At 48.1% G+C, this 17625-nt stretch carries 19 protein-coding genes; 7 read left to right on the plus strand and 12 right to left on the minus strand.

Annotated elements, in window-relative coordinates; all coding sequences use genetic code 11:
* Positions 1 to 260: 260 nt before the first annotated feature.
* Together pssA and ilvC are read right to left on the minus strand one after the other, a co-directional pair.
* Positions 261 to 1103 (minus strand): CDP-diacylglycerol--serine O-phosphatidyltransferase, encoded by an 843-nt coding sequence (gene pssA, locus M3P05_RS17650; RefSeq protein ID WP_249701393.1) that lies wholly within the window; start codon positions 1101 to 1103, stop codon positions 261 to 263.
* A gap of 126 nt (positions 1104 to 1229) precedes the next feature.
* The gene (gene ilvC, locus M3P05_RS17655; RefSeq protein ID WP_249701440.1) at positions 1230 to 2246 is read right to left on the minus strand and encodes a ketol-acid reductoisomerase; all 1017 of its coding nucleotides are present in this window, start codon (positions 2244 to 2246) and stop codon (positions 1230 to 1232) included.
* Positions 2247 to 2417: 171 nt separating this feature from the next.
* On the opposite strand from ilvC, the gene ilvY reads away from it, so the two are divergent.
* Together ilvY and M3P05_RS17665 are read left to right on the plus strand one after the other, a co-directional pair.
* A complete protein-coding gene (gene ilvY, locus M3P05_RS17660; protein ID WP_249701394.1) occupies positions 2418 to 3293 on the plus strand; it encodes an HTH-type transcriptional activator IlvY in 876 nt (291 codons plus the stop codon).
* Between the two features lie 123 nt (positions 3294 to 3416).
* A complete protein-coding gene (locus tag M3P05_RS17665; protein ID WP_249701442.1) occupies positions 3417 to 4040 on the plus strand; it encodes a 7-cyano-7-deazaguanine/7-aminomethyl-7-deazaguanine transporter in 624 nt (207 codons plus the stop codon).
* A 55-nt stretch (positions 4041 to 4095) separates the two neighbouring features.
* Here M3P05_RS17665 and ilvN read toward each other — a convergent pair whose 3' ends face one another.
* A complete protein-coding gene (gene ilvN, locus M3P05_RS17670) occupies positions 4096 to 4587 on the minus strand; it encodes an acetolactate synthase small subunit (RefSeq protein WP_249701395.1) in 492 nt (163 codons plus the stop codon).
* Complete coding sequence (locus M3P05_RS17675) at positions 4587 to 6338, minus strand: acetolactate synthase 3 large subunit (protein ID WP_332842028.1); 1752 nt, start codon at positions 6336 to 6338, stop codon at positions 4587 to 4589. The genes ilvN and M3P05_RS17675 overlap by 1 nt, the downstream gene beginning before the upstream one ends.
* 517 nt (positions 6339 to 6855) lie before the next feature.
* On the opposite strand from M3P05_RS17675, the gene M3P05_RS17680 reads away from it, so the two are divergent.
* Entirely contained in the window at positions 6856 to 7308 is a 453-nt protein-coding gene (locus tag M3P05_RS17680) for a DUF4124 domain-containing protein (RefSeq protein WP_249701396.1), read from the plus strand.
* Positions 7309 to 7372: 64 nt separating this feature from the next.
* Here M3P05_RS17680 and ushA read toward each other — a convergent pair whose 3' ends face one another.
* The 5 genes from ushA to mrcB all read right to left on the minus strand — a co-directional run bounded on the left by ushA (position 7373) and on the right by mrcB (position 12801).
* On the minus strand, positions 7373 to 8983 hold the full coding sequence (gene ushA / locus M3P05_RS17685; RefSeq protein WP_249701398.1) for a bifunctional UDP-sugar hydrolase/5'-nucleotidase UshA: 1611 nt from the start codon (positions 8981 to 8983) through the stop codon (positions 7373 to 7375).
* A gap of 70 nt (positions 8984 to 9053) precedes the next feature.
* Positions 9054 to 9377: a YqcC family protein gene (locus M3P05_RS17690; protein ID WP_249701399.1), complete on the minus strand. Its 324-nt coding sequence runs from the start codon at positions 9375 to 9377 to the stop codon at positions 9054 to 9056.
* A gap of 53 nt (positions 9378 to 9430) precedes the next feature.
* Complete coding sequence (locus M3P05_RS17695) at positions 9431 to 9838, minus strand: tetratricopeptide repeat protein (RefSeq protein WP_249701400.1); 408 nt, start codon at positions 9836 to 9838, stop codon at positions 9431 to 9433.
* Positions 9839 to 9874: 36 nt separating this feature from the next.
* Positions 9875 to 10453 carry a GNAT family N-acetyltransferase gene (locus M3P05_RS17700; protein ID WP_249701401.1) on the minus strand — a complete coding sequence of 193 codons (579 nt, stop codon included), beginning with the start codon at positions 10451 to 10453 and terminating at the stop codon, positions 9875 to 9877.
* Between the two features lie 14 nt (positions 10454 to 10467).
* Positions 10468 to 12801 carry a penicillin-binding protein 1B gene (gene mrcB / locus M3P05_RS17705; protein WP_249701402.1) on the minus strand — a complete coding sequence of 778 codons (2334 nt, stop codon included), beginning with the start codon at positions 12799 to 12801 and terminating at the stop codon, positions 10468 to 10470.
* 168 nt (positions 12802 to 12969) lie between these two features.
* Between mrcB and M3P05_RS17710 the strand changes: the two genes are divergently transcribed.
* The gene (locus M3P05_RS17710) at positions 12970 to 13221 is read left to right on the plus strand and encodes a TfoX/Sxy family protein (RefSeq protein ID WP_249701403.1); all 252 of its coding nucleotides are present in this window, start codon (positions 12970 to 12972) and stop codon (positions 13219 to 13221) included.
* 216 nt (positions 13222 to 13437) lie between these two features.
* Here the strand turns inward: M3P05_RS17710 and M3P05_RS17715 are convergent, their stop codons facing one another.
* Both M3P05_RS17715 and M3P05_RS17720 read right to left on the minus strand, forming a co-directional pair.
* Positions 13438 to 13638: a hypothetical protein gene (locus M3P05_RS17715; protein WP_249701404.1), complete on the minus strand. Its 201-nt coding sequence runs from the start codon at positions 13636 to 13638 to the stop codon at positions 13438 to 13440.
* 142 nt (positions 13639 to 13780) lie between these two features.
* Positions 13781 to 14569 (minus strand): ChaN family lipoprotein, encoded by a 789-nt coding sequence (locus tag M3P05_RS17720; protein WP_249701405.1) that lies wholly within the window; start codon positions 14567 to 14569, stop codon positions 13781 to 13783.
* Positions 14570 to 14832: 263 nt separating this feature from the next.
* Between M3P05_RS17720 and M3P05_RS17725 the strand changes: the two genes are divergently transcribed.
* On the plus strand, positions 14833 to 15153 hold the full coding sequence (locus M3P05_RS17725) for a Rieske (2Fe-2S) protein (protein WP_249701406.1): 321 nt from the start codon (positions 14833 to 14835) through the stop codon (positions 15151 to 15153).
* On the opposite strand, the gene sfsA is transcribed toward M3P05_RS17725, so the two are convergent.
* Entirely contained in the window at positions 15150 to 15878 is a 729-nt protein-coding gene (gene sfsA / locus M3P05_RS17730; protein ID WP_249701407.1) for a DNA/RNA nuclease SfsA, read from the minus strand. The two genes, M3P05_RS17725 and sfsA, sit on opposite strands and share 4 nt — an antisense overlap.
* A gap of 277 nt (positions 15879 to 16155) precedes the next feature.
* On the opposite strand from sfsA, the gene dksA reads away from it, so the two are divergent.
* Positions 16156 to 16599 carry an RNA polymerase-binding protein DksA gene (dksA, locus tag M3P05_RS17735; RefSeq protein ID WP_249701408.1) on the plus strand — a complete coding sequence of 148 codons (444 nt, stop codon included), beginning with the start codon at positions 16156 to 16158 and terminating at the stop codon, positions 16597 to 16599.
* 9 nt (positions 16600 to 16608) lie between these two features.
* The gene (gene gluQRS, locus M3P05_RS17740) at positions 16609 to 17505 is read left to right on the plus strand and encodes a tRNA glutamyl-Q(34) synthetase GluQRS (RefSeq protein WP_249701409.1); all 897 of its coding nucleotides are present in this window, start codon (positions 16609 to 16611) and stop codon (positions 17503 to 17505) included.
* Positions 17506 to 17625 lie beyond the last annotated feature (120 nt).

Below are 17625 nucleotides of genomic sequence, written 5' to 3' on the forward strand. Positions count from 1 at the left end.
GTTGGCGTTTGCCGGTGACAACGAGGAGCGCATTCTACAGCTTTGATTAAACCTGTCAATTATATTATTCAAATTTTGTGACTCATTTATCACACCAGAAGCCGATCCAAACAAGCAACAAAAAGCGTTTAGAGCCAAACATGAAAGTAATACCTGTCAAAGCAAGCAGCGTAGTATAGCTGCTAAACAAACTATAACCATGCAGTCCTGCATCAAAAAGGCGCGACAAGATGCCGTGCCTTTAGGTAACACAGAGAATATTAATGATTATTCTCTTCGGGTTCTTCAATGCTTGTCGTTCCTCCAACCCTGACAATACTCATGACAGGACCAGAGCAGGCATATATAAGGAAGACAATGAGTAAAACTCTTGGCGGATCAGTAAAGACCACTGCAAAAATAAGCACCACAATGATGATAAAGATAAAGGGTACCCGACCACGCAGGTCTAGCTGTTTAAAGCTGTGATACCGGAAGTTGCTGACCATTAGGACTCCTGCCAGTCCTGTTATAAGAGCAGCAAGAAGAGCAACAGCTATTGTGGAACCATCAACACCAAAATCACTGAACGACCAAACCATTCCAGCAACCAGCGCCGCAGCAGATGGACTGTTCAAGCCAGTAAAGTAACGTTTATCCGCTGTCTCAATCTGGGTATTAAACCGGGCAAGCCTGAGTGCAGCACAAGCTGCATAAATAAAGGCAATCATCCAGCCCACTTTTCCCAGCTCATTAAGTGCCCAGCTGAATGAAACCAGTGCGGGTGCAACCCCGAAAGACACCATATCGGAAAGACTGTCGTATTCGGCACCAAACTTACTTTGAGCATTTATAAGGCGGGCTACGCGACCATCCAGCCCATCGAGAATCATTGCAACAAATATTGCTATAGCAGCCGCATTGTAATTTGGTTCTGCGGCCATCACGCTGACTATGGCGTAGAAGCCACAAAAAAGAGATCCCGTCGTCAAAAGATTGGGGAGCAGGTACACACCTTTCCTATGAACCTTCTTATCCCCTTCTGCGACTTCTTCAACATGTTCATCAACTGGCAGTAAACCATCTACACCCAGCGAGTCTTTTCCATCCGATTGCTCATCCATTTTTATTAACCGCTTTTGCGCCTTTTGGAGAAACTTATTTTACCACGAACAGATCCTGTCCAAGTTGCCGCATTCCATTATAAAAGAAGGGCGCCGAAGCGCCCTGTCATCATACAAAAATTCTGGTTAGTTCTTTTCTTTGTCTACCAGTTTGTTAGCTGTAATCCAAGGCATCATTTCCCTCAGACGTGCACCAACCTGCTCAATCTGATGAGCAGCATTATTACGGCGGTAAGCCGTCATGGATGGGTAATTCGTTGCACCTTCAGTGATGAACTTCTTGGCATATTCACCATCCTGAATATCTTTCAGGGCCTGGCGCATCGCCTTACGGGATTCATCGTTGATAACTTTGGGGCCGGTTACATACTCACCATACTCCGCATTATTGGAGATGGAGTAGTTCATGTTTGCAATACCGCCTTCATACATCAGGTCAACGATAAGCTTCAGCTCATGGAGACATTCGAAATATGCCATCTCGGGAGCATAACCAGCTTCCGTCAGAGTCTCGAAACCGGCCTTAACAAGCTCAACACAACCACCACAGAGAACAGCCTGTTCACCGAAGAGGTCGGTTTCAGTCTCATCTTTGAAGGTCGTTTCAATAATACCTGTACGACCACCACCCACACCGCAGGCATAGGAAAGTGCTGCCTGCAGGGCATTACCTGAAGCATTCTGGAATACAGCGACCAGATCCGGGATACCACCACCCTTTACAAACTCTGAGCGTACGGTATGACCCGGAGCCTTAGGAGCAATCATGATCACATCAAGATCAGAGCGGGGAACAACCTGGTTATAGTGAATGGCAAAACCATGAGCAAAAGCCAGGGTAGCGCCCTGTTTCAGATTGGGCTCAATATCGCTTTTATAAAGCTGGGACTGGAATTCGTCTGGAGTCAGAACCATCACCACATCGGCACCGGCAACGGCTTCAGGCACACTCTTAACCGTAAGGCCAGCTGCTTGAGCCTTTGCTGCGGAAGAAGAACCCGGACGCAGGCCAACTGTTACGCTGACACCGGAATTCTTGAGGTTGTTGGCATGGGCGTGGCCTTGAGAACCATAGCCAATGATGGAAACCTTTTTGCCCTGAATGATGGAGAGGTCACAATCCTTATCGTAATAAACTTTCATTGGCTGACTCATAACTGACTCCTGAACCACTTTAATGCTTGTTATTTGCTGCTAACTGCTTTTTCAGAGCCAACCATAGCGATACAGATATATTTCGTAAAATGATATATTTGAAAAATAATATTTCACAAAACGAAATATAGATATGTCATTAGCTACAACTGAGTGAATATGGACTTTCGGACGCTGAAACAATTTCTAACCCTGGCAGATACCCTGCACTTTGGTCGGGCCAGCGAAGTCTGCCATATAAGCCCCCCAACCCTGAGCAGAGCCATCAAAAGTCTGGAAGAATCTCTCGGGGTTATGCTTTTTGAGCGGGATAATCGTCAGGTTTCACTGACCCGTGAAGGAAAAAGGTTTCAAAGCTACGTACGTGAAGCACTCTCACAGTGGGAAGCCATTAACCATGCCCTGATTTCTGACTCTCAGGAATTAAAAGGAGAGTTAAGCGTATATTGTTCAGTCACCGCCAGCTACAGCTTCCTTTACGACATTCTTCATAACTTTCGTCAGCAATATCCACTTGTCGAAATCAAACTCCATACCGGAGACCCGGATCAGGCTATTGGGCATGTACTTTCAGGGGCTGAGGATATCGCTATTGCCGCTCACCCTGACAAACTCCCTGCTAATCTCGCTTTCCGGAAAATTGCAGTTTCCCCTCTGGTTTTCATAGCGCCCAAAACAGGCTTTGATATTCCTGCTTCTGATGAAGAATGGAGCCAGACGCCTATGATTTTGTCGGAACAGGGCATTGCCCGGAAGCGCGTTAATAAATGGTTTGTCAGGAAAGAAATTAAACCGAGAATTTATGCCCAGGTGGCCGGAAACGAAGCTATCGTGAGCATGGTCAGCCTTGGTTTCGGGATAGGCGTTGTTCCAAAGATTGTTCTGGATAACAGCCCCCTGGCTTCGCGCATACATATATTGAAAGTATCAGATAGCTTAAAAGCCTACGATGTCGGCATCTGTGCGCAGGAAAAGAAATTAAAAAATCCCGTTTTACGCGCGCTTTGGGAGCAAATAAATATTAGCGGTGAATAACACTGGATTATTCTTGCGCGGACAGTAGAATCTCCGCCTCCGAGTTCCCTCACCTCGAAACGAAAAAGGTAATAGGAAAAAGTGTCCGACTCCCTCTCTATAAATATCTCCCAGCCCGCCCTGATGCAAAAGCCTGACCGGCTGATTCTGATTCTGAGCCTGTTCCATATTCTGACTATCGCATCCAGTAACTATCTGGTTCAGATTCCCTTCCAGGTTTTTGGAATGCATACCACCTGGGGCGCATTTACATTCCCGTTTATTTTCCTGGCAACTGACCTGACCGTTCGTCTGTTTGGTCGTCAGCCTGCACAAGCTATTATTTTCCGTGCCATGTTCCCGGCTATCGTGGTCTCTTACATGGTATCTGTGCTGTTTAGTGACGGACAGTTCCAGAGCAATGGACTGAGTGAGTTCAACCCATTTGTTGCCCGCATTGCTCTGGCCAGCTTCCTGGCTTATATCATTGGCCAGCTGATGGATATCACTGTTTTCAATAAGCTGCGCCAGCTGTCAGCATGGTGGGTTGCTCCGGCTGCCTCAACGATCTTTGGCAACCTTGTGGACACCATCAGCTTCTTTGGCATTGCGTTCCATGGATCCAGCGACCCCTTTATGGCTGAACACTGGACCGAGTTCGCCCTGGTCGACTATGGCTGGAAGCTTGTTATCAGCATGCTGCTCTTCCTGCCTTTGTATGGTGTTTTGCTGAACCGTATTCAGCGTTACCTGACCAAATCAGCGTAACGACACCCAATAAAAAACCTGCCAGATGGCAGGTTTTTTATGAATCAGAGAAGGGCTACAGACTCAATACCTTCTCACCACGCGCAATGCCTGTGACACCACTGCGGGCCACTTCAAGAATTGCAGCCTCACCAATCGCACCGATAAAAGCATCAAGCTTTTCACCAGTACCAGCCAGCTGAATGGTGTACACGTTGTGTGTCACGTCAACTATCTGGCCACGGAAGATATCCGCGCAGCGTTTAACTTCTGCCCGCATAGCGCCACCAGCTTTTACCTTGATCAGCATAAGCTCGCGTTCAACATGGGTGCCTTCGGTCAGGTCGACCAGCTTCACTACATCAATCAGCTTATTGAGCTGCTTGGTAATCTGCTCAATGGTTTCAGGTTTTCCGTCTGTGACAACCGTCAGACGAGACAGAGTCTTGTCTTCGGTTGGAGCTACAGTCAGGGACTCAATGTTGTAGTTTCGCTGGGCAAACAGTCCGACAATTCGCGACAGTGCACCCGGCTCGTTTTCTACCAGTACAGAAATTATCCGTCGCATCAGGTACGCTCCGTTTTACTCAGCCACATATCACGCATTGCCCCATCTTTGATCTGCATGGGGTATACGTGCTCACTGGAGTCTACCGATACATCAAGGAATACCAGGCGATCCTTCAGGGCGAAAGCCTCTTCCATCGCCGGACGCAGATCCTTCAATTCGGTGACAGACATGCCCACATGACCATAGGATTCCACCAGCTTCTTGAAGTCCGGCAGTGATTCCATATAGGAGTGGGAGTAGCGGCTGTCGTACTGCATATCCTGCCACTGGCGAACCATACCCAGGGCACGGTTATTCACATTGATCAGCTTCACCCCAAGGTCATACTGCTTGCAGGTCGACAGTTCCTGAATATTCATCTGGATACTGCCTTCACCTGTTACACAGGCAACAGTCGCATCAGGGTAATTCATTTTAACGCCCATGGCTGCCGGGAAACCAAATCCCATGGTTCCCAGACCGCCGGAGCTGATCCAGCGATTCGGCTTATCAAACGGATAGTACTGGGCAGTAAACATCTGGTGCTGGCCAACATCCGTAGTGATATAAGCGTCATCATTTTTGGTCACTTCATACAGTGTCTGAATAACCTGCTGAGGCTTAATGATGACTCCATCACCAGGATCGTAGGGGAACAGGCCACCGCCGCGCCCAGAACGCCATTCATTGATCTGCTTCCACCAGCTCTCCATCGCTGTCTGATCCTGAATATCGCCAGCCTGTTTTACACTGGTAATCATCTCTTTCAGGACACTGTCCACAGGACCAACAATCGGAATATCAACCGGAACCGTCTTGGCGATGCTGGCTGGGTCGATATCTACATGAACGATCTTGGCTGTTGGACAGAATTTGCTGGTACTGTTGGTAACCCGGTCATCAAAACGGGCACCAATGGCCAGAACCAGATCACTATGGTGCATAGCCAGATTAGCTGTATAGCTGCCGTGCATTCCCAGCATACCAACGAACTGTTTATCTGTTCCGGGGAAAGAGCCAAGCCCCATCAGGGTATTGGTCACTGGAGCACCACTCAGATGGGCCAGTTCAGTCAGGGCTTCAGAACCCTGGCCCATGATCACACCACCACCAGCATAAATTATGGGGCGGCGGGCTTTCAGCAGCAGGTCGACGGCTTTGCGAATCTGGCCACTGTGCCCTTTCACCGGTGGGTTATAGGAACGGATTTTGACCTTGTTGGGATATTCGTATGGGAATTTCTTGTTGATATCCGTGATATCTTTCGGCAGATCTACCACAACAGGACCGGGACGACCGGTCTGGGCAATATAAAAGGCCTTGCGTAGAACTTCTGGAATATCTTCAGCACGCTTGACCAGGAAACTGTGTTTCACAATTGGGCGGGAAATACCCACCATATCGGTTTCCTGGAACATGTCTGTCCCGATAAAGTCGGAAGGTACCTGACCAGACAGCACCACCATGGGAATGGAATCCATGTAGGCGGTGGCAATACCGGTAATGGTGTTGGTCGCTCCCGGGCCGGAAGTGACCAGCGCCACACCAGGTTTACCTGAAGCGCGCGCATAACCGTCAGCCATATGGGCTGCAGCCTGCTCGTGTCTTACGAGAACATGTGTAATCTTGTCCTGGCGAAAAATGGCATCGTACACGTGCAGCAGCGCGCCGCCCGGATACCCGTAAATATACTCAACGCCCTCATCAGCGAGAGCCCTTACTACCATGTCCGCTCCGGACAGAAGTTCGACTTGCTTACCCTCAGTCACGGAATCACCATTGTTGTGACCACTGCCAAGGCACTTGATGCCTTAGAGCTGTAGATTGTTGTTATCTATCCAACGGGTTACCTGGCAGGCAGGTCTTACGATTCTTACGCTATTTGCGAGAATATCAACGTCAGAACCCCAAACCAGCAACCCAAAGCCTTGGTTTATGATTTAGTTTTCATTTTTCTCGTTATGAAGGCCTTTTAATTGAGACCCCAGCATTCCGGGACAGATCCTGCCATACGGAACGGCACCGGGTAAGGAGGATATTTTTTCCCGGCTACAGAGTAAATGCATGGTCCAGAGCTCCAGAAATACCTGACAACTCCTGACCTGTAGCAATTGTTGACTGTGAATTCCAGCGAGTCAATAGCCTGATTCTGTCAAGCTGCTTTAATAAGTAGGTAAGGTATTTGTTAACACAGAACCGTCATGAATTGATAAGTACCTCTTTTCTCATCAGTCACTGATGGAAATAGTATTTTCATGACAATAAATATGACAATAACTAGAGCCTATGGACTGCAAAAAGCTCATAACACGCCTGTCAGCGATTTTGCTCATTTCCTGGGGAAGTGTTGCCAGCGCTGATTCTATTTATCGCTGGATCGATAAAAACGGCAACCCTCACTTCACCAGGACACCTCCTCCCGAGGATTCTGAGTATGAGGAAGTGGAGGGCAGCGAGATTGAATCCACTTATATCGATCAGGAAACTGGCGAAGGTGAACCTCCCACAAAGTCAGAAAAAGAGCTATCCGTAGAAGATAAGTACAGCGAGCAGCTGAACCGCCTGCAGAAGGAAAAGGAAAAAGCCTGTCAGCAGGCCAGAAAGAACAAAGAATACCTGCTCAATAAGCATCGTATTCGTATGCGCCATGCTGATGGCTCCAGCAAAATGCTCTCCCATAATGAGAAGCTCAAGCAACTTGAAATTGCAGATGATGCAATCAAAGCCAACTGCAATTAGCCCTTACCATTCTCAGAGCAAAAGGTGGGCTTGATGGCCCACCTTTTTTATTTCACCCGCGTTTTCAGTTGCGCTGAACTTCACCACGAGGTTTGAACTTAGCTACCCGTATTGGAGAATTCTTCTGGATGTATTCCTTGAGAACTTCCGCATCAATAAAGCCGAGATTTACAAACCCGGGCTTATCATCAATTTTGGGATACGCATCACCACCAGCGGCTGAGAAGCTATTTACTGCCATTCGGTAAGTCTTGTTGTTATCGACTTTCTTCCCGTTGATATGCAGCCGCTTCAGCATACCGTCCTCAACAACCATTTCGACCCCAACAAAGTGTGCGAAAGCTCCGCTATCTGGAGGCATACTGCCGACAACCTGCAGGTAGTTCTTGATGTCCTTACCGGTCGCTTCCCAATAGGCCACCTGGTTACCAAATGGCTGAACCTTCAGCACATCCCGATAAGTAATTGGACCTTCGGCAATACTTGTACGAATACCACCACTGTTGATAACAGCAAAGTCAGCCTTGGCTCTTTCTTTCTGAGCTGTTGCAATCAGTCGCCCTAAAGCTGTTTCATGGAAACGCACTTCAGCGCGCTCCCCGGGAAGACGCCCATCCGTTGAGCCGACCTGTACACTTAAACTGGCTTCACCTTTCTTCTGGTAAGGTTCCAGAAGCTCCAGCATGGCTTTATCTTCAGGAATCTTCTTATCTATGTAGACATAGGTTTTCTTGCCATCCCGATAAATTTTCTTTTTCAGGTTCACTGGAAGCAAGCGGTACTCGGTCAGCTTGAGAATGCCATCCTTGTAGATAAAGTCGGCCCGGCCAACATATTTGCCCCACTCAAAAGCCTGCATGATATAGGTGGAGTTTTTAACGTCGGGTCTGAATAAAGGATCCTGGGAGTGGCCGCCAGCAATAATATCAATGCCATCAACCTCATTGGCCAGACGATAGTCTCCTGGAGAATTCACTCCATGCTGGCCTCTGAAATACCAGCCCAGGTGTGTAGCGGCAATAATAATATCTGCTTTACGCTTAAGCTCTGGAACCAGTGCTTTGGCTTCCTTAACCGGATCTTTGAAATCGAAGTCTTTTACAACTTCTGGATTTGAGGTGGTTACGGTATCAAGGGTTGTCAGGCCAATAACCGCAATTTTTAAATCGCCCGACTTCAAAATGACGTAAGGTTGGAACAGTCGCTTACCGGTCTTCTTCACGTAGATATTGGCAGCAAGGAAAGGGAAGTTAGCCCACTTGGCCTGCTGCATAAGCACAGGCAATGGGTTATCAAACTCATGGTTACCTACCGCAGAAGCGTTGTAACCAATCAGATTCATCCCCTGAATATCGGGTAGGGCATCCAACATATCTGACGTTGGTACACCGGTGTTAATATCACCACCAGACAAGACCAGAACGCTTCCACCTTCAGCTTCAACTTCTTTTCGTATCTGATCTATCAGGGTTTTTCGGGCGGCCATACCACCCTCACCCTTGGAGTTCCTCCAAAAATGCCCATGGTTATCGTTGGTATGGAGAAGTGTCAGTTTATGGGGTTTACCATCACAGGTTGCTAACCCTTGATGCCTCGGCGGCTCTAAAGCACAGGCCGCAAGGAACAGTGCACACGACAATAGACAGACATAACGGAAGCGATAAAACACCCGCATCACAAACCTCCGGATAACCGGCATCATATGAGAGGTGACTAGTCTAGGTTATCCGGCAGCTTTCGCTTATTTAGCTCATGGCTTCATCAAGACGGGCAACAATTTTCAATAAAGGAGTAATCCGTTCTCCCATTCCTTTCAGAGCTTCTTCTGCATATGGATGAATACTGCTGCCAACCGGCAGATCAGATCCATGATCAATAATGGCGCGCATGCGCGGAAGATAAATCCACTGCAACCATTCAGTGAAGTCCATTTTATCAACACAAAAGGGTAGCTGACTGGACATGGCTTCTACAGAAGGAGGCATGCCTGACCAAAGACCAAGCTCTTTAAGTGAAGTCTCCAGTTCCAGAAGAAGTGCTGATACTGTTTCGCTTACTGGCTCACTCAAGGGAGAAGTCTCCAAATAAAAGCGCGGGACGATAACTTGGTTTTTCCAAGACCTCAAGAAGACGATGCCAGCAAGGCCTGCAGCTGTTGCCGGAGCACAGGGTTATAGCCCATCGACAGCCCCCTTTTTGCCAGAGAAGCTGACAATTTCAGGGCTCCCTGTTCCTTACGAATTGAAGCAAGATAGTAATAAATCAGTGCATCATCAGGACTTATGCGAAGAGCCCGATCAAGTGCAACCAGCCCCGCATCAAACTTGCCTTCCTGCCAGGCTGTGCGCCCTTTGAAGATAAGTTGCTGAACTGCGACCGGCCGATTATCCGCTGTAAGGGATTCCAGTTGTGAATAACTATAGGAAGCTCCAACCTGACCAGACACTGGTGCAAGTCCGGTGCAACCTGATAGCTGAAGCAGGAACAAGCCGATTAGCAGGGGCTTTATAACACTGGTGTATGCTTTCATTCGGCCATGTTAACAGGGGCTGTCGGGCAAATCATATCAATACAGCAAAGACTGCAAATGCCGTTTAATATCCAGCCATTCACTATTTAAAATGCTATAGATGACTGTATCTCTAACTCTACCACTCGGCATGACCATGTGGTTTCGGAGGATACCTTCCTCTTTTGCTCCAAGGCTAAGTACAGCTTTACGTGAACGATGATTCAGCGCATCAACCTGCATCTCAACCCGATTCAAGTCCCAGGACTCAAAGGCATGCTTCATAAGCAGGTATTTGGATTCCTTATTGATCATGGAACCCCACCAGCTTTTGCCAATAAATGTTGGACCTATTTCAACTCTTTCATCAAAGAAGCTGGCCTGGGTATAAGCCGTCGCTCCTGCAACTCGCTGGGTTGATAGATCAACTATGGCGTAAACAAGCTCGGAGGTGTTCTCAAAGGCACTACTGGCTGTTGTGACGAAATCCCCCATCAGTTCAGGAGGAGGAAGAGTTACTACATCGGACTGCCAGATATCTCCATCAGATATTGCGGTTTGTAAACCAGGCAGATGATCCTCAGCAATAGCCTCCAGCCGAATATACCTGCCGGTTAACTCTCTCGGTTTAAACATCAGGGCAAACCAGATCAGTCCCAGAGGGCCTTAAACCAGTCGACGACACCTTTGGATGAAGGTTGCTTCACACAGGGCGCTGTTTGGACTGGTTCTGAACCTTTTATAAAAGGAATAGAGGAAACATCTGTGCAACCATCGCCCCCAAGAAGCCCTGTTTTCCTGTCAATACTGTAAAAAACAATATTCTCGGTCTGGGGCACCCTTAAAGACTGCAATGGTCGTTTTTTCATAAAGTCGGTCCAGACGCGTAAGGCTCCCGTACTTCCACTGAAGCGAGTTGGGCTGTTGTCATCATTTCCCATCCAGACTACCGCCAGCGTATCGCGCGAATAACCGGCAAACCAGCTGTCACGCCGATCATCCGTTGTTCCTGTTTTTCCAGCAACACGAATAGATGAAGGCAGGGTTTTATAAGCAGAGGCACCTGTCCCTTGCCGCATGGTTTTCTGCAGGGCAAAGTCAATCAGAGCAATCTGGTCTTCTGGAAACGCCTTTTCGACAGACAGACTGTAGTGCCGCAGAGGCTGACCATAAGCATCCTGCACTGTATCAATCGCTCGCAGAGGCATTCGAAAACCTCCGGAAGCCAGTGTTTGATACATGGCTGCAACTTCGACGGGGCTTAAGTCCAGGGCTCCCAGCAACAACGATGGATAGGGAATAATTGAGCGGGTCATTCCCATTGATTTCAACGTGCTGACAACAGAAGGCAACCCAGCATCCATTCCCAAGTGTGCAGTTGCCTGATTATAGGATTTGGCCAAAGCCATATAAAGCGGGACTTTTCCATGGGATTTCTTGTCATAGTTTTGCGGAGACCACTCCCTGCCATTGCGCTCTGTCAGCGTAATCGAGCTGTCTTCAATAAGAGTTGTCAGCGTATAACGGGAGGGATTCTCCAAGGCTGTCATATACACAGCGGGCTTCACTAACGAACCAATGGGACGACTTGCATCCAGTGCCCGGTTAAAGCCTGCAAAACCAGCATCACGTCCTCCCACAATGGCCTGAACATCACCTGTTCTGGCATCAGTCACCACCATCGCAGCTTCAAGCCCGGTGTCTTTACCGCTATCCAGTTTTCTGGTGGTGTTTTCCAGACTTGCTTGTGCCTGCTGCTGGATAATAGGATCCATGCTGGTGAAGATGCGCAGACCTTCGCTGGTTAAATCCGCTTCCCTGTAGTCAGATCGCAGCTGGCGTTTCACCAAGTCTATATATGCAGGAAAGGCATTAGCCTGCAGCCTCTCTTTTGAAACAACTCCCAACCCACGACGCTTTGCCCTGTTCACTTCTGCCTGGGGAGCAATACCATTTTCCGCCATCATATCCAGAACCAGGTCACGGCGTTCTTTGGTCCTCTCTGGATAACGTCTTGGGTTGTAATAGGATGGACCTTTAACAATGGCTACCAACAGCGCCTGCCGGGAGAGATCAAGCTCCTGTAATGGCCGGGCAAAATAGAACTGACTGGCAAGCGCAAAACCATGAACTGAACGCTGCCCCTGCTGCCCCAGATAGACCTCGTTCATGTAGGTTTCCAGGATATCTTCCTTGCTGTAATGCAGTTCCAGAAGCAGGGACATCAGTGCTTCTTCAATTTTTCTCGAAAAGGTGCGTTTATTGTTCAGATAAAAGTTTTTGACCAGCTGCTGGGTCAGAGTACTTCCTCCCTGAACAATCCCTCCGGCCTTGATATTCACAACCATGGCACGGGCGATTCCTTTCAACGAAATTCCCCAGTGACGATAGAAATCACGATCCTCTACAGCTACAAGTCCTTTCACTAATGGTTTCGGAACGTCTTTTAGTCGGACCAGTACACGATCCTCATAGCTGGCAGGGTATATCCCCCCCATAATCTGAGGCTCAAGGCGGGTAACAGCAACTTCCCGCCCTGAGATAGTGGTCAGGTTTGTTAATTCTCTTCCTTTAAAGGCAGCTCTAATCTTGCGGGATTTTTGAGGTCCATCAGGGAACTGGAAACTGCGGGTGAATATTTCAAAGGTATTTCCAGATCTGGAGAAGGTGCCCGGGCGGCTGATCCTTTCAACCGGTTGGTAGCCTTGCCTGCGAAGCTGAGCCTGCAAAGTATCAGGGGCGAAAACCAATCCTTCATAGAGCTCAACCGGGCGTGCATAAACCTTGGCGGGTATTGCCCATTTTTTTCCATCAAATGTGGTGGTGATAACGCTGTCCAGATAAATCATCCATGCAGCAAGAACCACCAAACCACAGAAACACAATTTGAGTAACAGCTTTCCGGATGGTAAAAGAGCGCGAACCCCTGCTTTTTTGGGTGAGCGACGTCTTTTCTTTCCCTGAGCGGTTTTGGTTTTACTCACAGGTTTTCGGGTTGTTTTCTTTGCCATACGCGGATTATATGGTTCTTCCCTGGCTGCTGGAATCCATTAGAAAATCAAAATCCGGATAATCTGTTTATATTTTTCGTCTATCATTAATGTGTTGATAATGACTAACTGTTCTATCTGTATGCAAAAGGATTTGCCTTGATGGAGCTGATCGAATTAAAGAATCTCGGCAAAACATCTGTCCAATGGCTTAATGCTGTGGGGATTCAGTCCCCTGAGCAACTGAAGTCCGTGGGCGCTGTCGAAGCTTACCGCAAGGTGAAGGCACGGGGTTTCAGGGTTTCAAAAGTTCTTCTTTATGCCCTGGAAGGAGCACTGCTGGATATTCACTGGAGTGATCTGGATCCGGATCACAAGGCCAAACTGCTTGCCGAGGCAGAAGCTCCTCTGTAGATCTCAGAGAGCCCAAACCAAATAAATCTAAAAATATTCAATTTTCGACTTGCAAATACAAATAAGAACAATTATCATTCGCATCGGTTGGCTGACTACCAACCGATGTTTACCACTTGCCCAATCGGGAATCTTTCCCAACCCAAGACGGTAAACATTTTCTCATCAGGCAATTCACGGCATTCATCCCCGGCTTTTTACCGGGGATTCTTTTATTCAGCGCAGAAACCACCAAATAACAAGAGCTACCAGCCCTGGTACAAAGAAACCGACAAGTGCTCCTGATTCGCGGTCTCCGCCTTTACGTTCGGAGAGATCCCCCAGCCACCAGGTCAGCCCCAGCCAAACTACAACCGCCATGGTAATCCCAACCCACTGCCATAACGTCAACTCAGACAACAGACCTATCAAATCCATGTGCCCGGATACCTCCAGTCTTTGATTATCGTTTTGCCAAAGTATGGCAAATCTGTAGTAAATAGATGGATTTGGACTGATCATGGAAAAAAGGGTTCAAACAGATGTGTTACGAACCCTTTTTATGGTGAAAGAAATAAGGCTATTTGACTGATTTAGGCTTACACAGATCGCTGTAACCCTGACGCTGGATTCCGGGAGTGTCCCAGGCAATATCAAAAAACTCCGCCGAGCCCAGATCAGCCATGGCTGGCTGCTCCAGAAAGCCAACAGCTATAACAACAGCTTCCGGTTTTAGAGATTCCAGATACTTGGGAACACCAATATCCTTGCGGGCATGCCAGTTACCAGCCAGCAAGGCAGAGCCTGTAGGTATGGCCATCATGCTGTTCGCCATTCTGGCGTCCCGGGCGACCTGAACCCGCAGCATGCGCTCCTCCATGGCTTTACTTATGTTTCCGCAATGTGCGCTTCTTAAACGTTCACGATGAATATTCAAGCCACCTTTGCCCAACATGACTTCGCCAATGCGAACGGGTTGTGCTCGAATGATCTTCAATTCATCTCTGCTGAGATTCCCTGCCCTTAAGGGGATTCCTTCCGATACAGCCCAGATAACAATCGGTCCATAGAAGGCCCAGTCCCAGCCGTCATTCCATTCCAGCAGCTCATAGATTTTATCGGGATTAGTAATTCCTTTTGCAGCCATCTCATCTGCAGCTGCCTGCTGGGAAGGAATCATCATTTCCATGGTAATCTGCTTAAGCCAGCCTTTGTCATGAAGGCTTTGCAGCACTGCCAACTGTAAGTCATGGTGAATAGGATTATCGTGGGCCTCTCCCAAGACAACATAATCAGCCGTCTGCAGTTTTGATGAGAGGTCTTCAAGAGACAGTACCGGTTTCTGTTTCTCCAGAAATCTGGCCTTCATTTGCTCTGCGCACCCGGTTAGAAACACTCCAATAAAAATCACCAGGGCAATTATTTTAGGTATGCGGGAAAACATTTTATTGGCTCCTGCCAATTATCATCCTTGGTAAAGTGTAGGCCAGCCTTAGAACCACACTTTGACAGATTTTCTGTTATCAAACATCAATGAGCAGGAAATAGCACTGCCATAAATTCAATCACATACTTCTGATTTCATACCTTCCTGTCGTTATAATCCACATCAAAACAAGCAGGGAATGATGAATGCATAAGCTGTGTGCAATTGATGGCATCTCCGAACCAGGCAGCAAAGGTTTTGATCACTCCCCCAAAGGACCTGTTTTCGTGGTTCGCTATGATGGGCAGATTTTTGTTTATGCCAACAACTGTCCTCATCTTGGAGTTAATCTGGAATGGGAACCTGACAGGTTTCTTGACAAGGAAGATAGGTTAATTCAATGCTGCATGCATGGGGCTTTGTTCCGTATTGAAGATGGCGAGTGCCTTTCAGGTCCTTGCGTGGGAGACTCATTGACACCAGTCCCCCACGAGATCAAAGACAACACCATCTATTTGTTCGATTAAATCGACAAAGTAAGCTCCCTGTTCAGCACGATTTCTTCCGGAGTGATCGTGCTTCCCCAAACCAGCACCTCGACACCCTCTTCGATCGCTTCGCGCAGAGCTTTTCCATATGCCGGATCAATAGATTCCGCAGGGCTGACTGTTTCTATACCTGTGTGCTGCACACAAAAAAGCAACACTGCACGATGCCCCTCTTTCACCATACTCACAAGCTCACGAAGGTGCTTTCGACCGCGTTCAGTGACAGCATCTGGAAACTCACCATATCCATCGCCGGTTGCCAAAGTGACACTTTTCACTTCGATATAACAATCTTGACGATTCTCTGCAGTCAGCAGCAAATCAATCCGGCTGTTTTCCGAACCATACTTCACTTCTTTTCGAACTTCGGTATAACCAGACAACGCTGGTATCACATTATTCTCAACCGCCTCCTGAACAACCTTGTTGGCTCTGCCTGTATTGATACATGCCAAAGTTTTTATTTCGGTTTCACCGTAAGTTACAGGTATCTCCACCAACTCCCAGGTCAAAGGAAGCTTACGCTTGGGGTTGTTAGAGTCCGAATACCAAACCCGGGTACCGTCCGGTTGGCAGTTTTTCATTGATCCTGTATTCGGACAGTGTATGGTGGTAGTTGAGCCATCGGGGAGAGTGATGTCTGCCAGAAAACGCTTATACCGGCGCTCCAGACGGGCTTGCTGTAATGATGGGTTGAAGAGCACAAAGCAACCTAGAAGTTATTAGAATGACCTTTTTATTCTAATTTACACTAACCTGAAGAGCGACATACAAACCGGTCTGTCTAGATTCTTATAGATGTGGTGGCTTTTTTGTACCGGAACAATTAGTGGTAGAAACCTGTTCCGGGTTCTGGTAGCTTCTCGGCTCCTTGGCAAGTTGTAATACCGGGGCATACGGAAAGCGATATCGCCCCGCAGCCGATCCCGGGATTTTTACATCCTGAAGGACGATGACTTGGAGAGAGATGAGGCTGTAAACATGTCAGCACAGAAAAAGCCCGATAACGGCAACCTGCTCAGAACCTTCGAACCCTACAAGGAAAAGAAGGGCGAAGAATATATGTGTGACCGTCAGGTCGAGCACTTTACGGACATTCTCCGTAACTGGAAGCATGAGCTGATGCAAGAGGTTGACCGTACGGTAAACCACATGCAGGACGAGGCCGCTAACTTCCCTGACCCTGCTGACCGCGCCAGTCAGGAAGAAGAGTTCAGCCTTGAGCTCCGTACTCGCGACCGCGAACGTAAGTTGATCAAAAAAATCGAGAAAACCCTTTCTCGCCTGGAAGAAGGTGACTACGGGTTCTGTGATTCCTGCGGTGTCGAAATTGGCATCCGTCGCCTGGAAGCACGCCCAACAGCCACCCTCTGTATCGACTGCAAGACTCTTGCAGAGATCAAGGAAAAGCAGCTGGGTCACTAACGACCTGGTATGACAGCTTCTTCTTATACGGGGCGTTTCGCCCCGTCTCCTACCGGCTTACTTCACTTCGGTTCCCTGACTGCAGCTCTTGCCAGCTATCTGGACGCACGTGCTGTATCTGGCCGTTGGCTGGTTCGTATTGAAGATATGGATCCACCACGGGAACAGCCCGGCGCTTCAGAGCTGATACTTAAAGCACTGGAGATTTACGGTCTGCACTGGGATGGAGATGTTCTCTATCAGCACACCCGCCACGAAGCATACCGGGAGGCACTTGATCAGCTAGCGAAAGCTGAACTGGCATACCCTTGCACCTGCACACGCAAGGAGCTGGTTGATTACCTTCCCTCTTATCCCGGATTCTGCCGAAGTCACAAAGGAACACCTGACAAGCCTCATGCCATCCGTATGAACGGGCAGGATCAGCTGATCAGCTTAAATGATCGTATTCAACAGAACCAGACTTTTGATATGCAAGAGCTGGGCGACTTCGTCATCTTGCGCAAAGATGGTTTATTCGCTTATCAGTTAGCCGTCACTGTTGATGACGAATGGCAGGGAATCACTGATATTGTCAGAGGCGTAGATCTTCTGAATTCTACTCCACGACAAATCTGCCTGCAGCAGGCTCTGGGATTTAACACGCCTCGCTATGCTCACCTACCGGTCATTACCAATGAGCAGGGAGAAAAGCTTAGCAAGCAAACCTATGCAGAGCCCTTACCTTTCAAAAACCCTGAACCAGTTATGCTGCAAGCGATGAGTGCTCTTGGGCTTCCTGTTGATCATCACCTCAAAGGATCATCTCTGACAGAGATGTTGACATGGGCAGTAAAGAACTGGGATATAAAAAAGCTGTGTAATATCAGAGATATCCCTCAGGCAAGCATTCCCGGCTTGTATTAAAGCTCAGTCAGCCAAATAAACTGGGCTTGCCAGAACCACACCGACGCCCAATGGCGTATCGACCCCGAGTTCCTGCCCACAACCTGCCGATAAGCCATATGGTGAATATGGGAATATGGT

Origin of the sequence: Parendozoicomonas callyspongiae, assembly GCF_023502345.1 — a bacterium.
In the GTDB taxonomy this organism is placed as follows: Bacteria; Pseudomonadota; Gammaproteobacteria; order Pseudomonadales; family Endozoicomonadaceae; genus Sansalvadorimonas; species Sansalvadorimonas callyspongiae.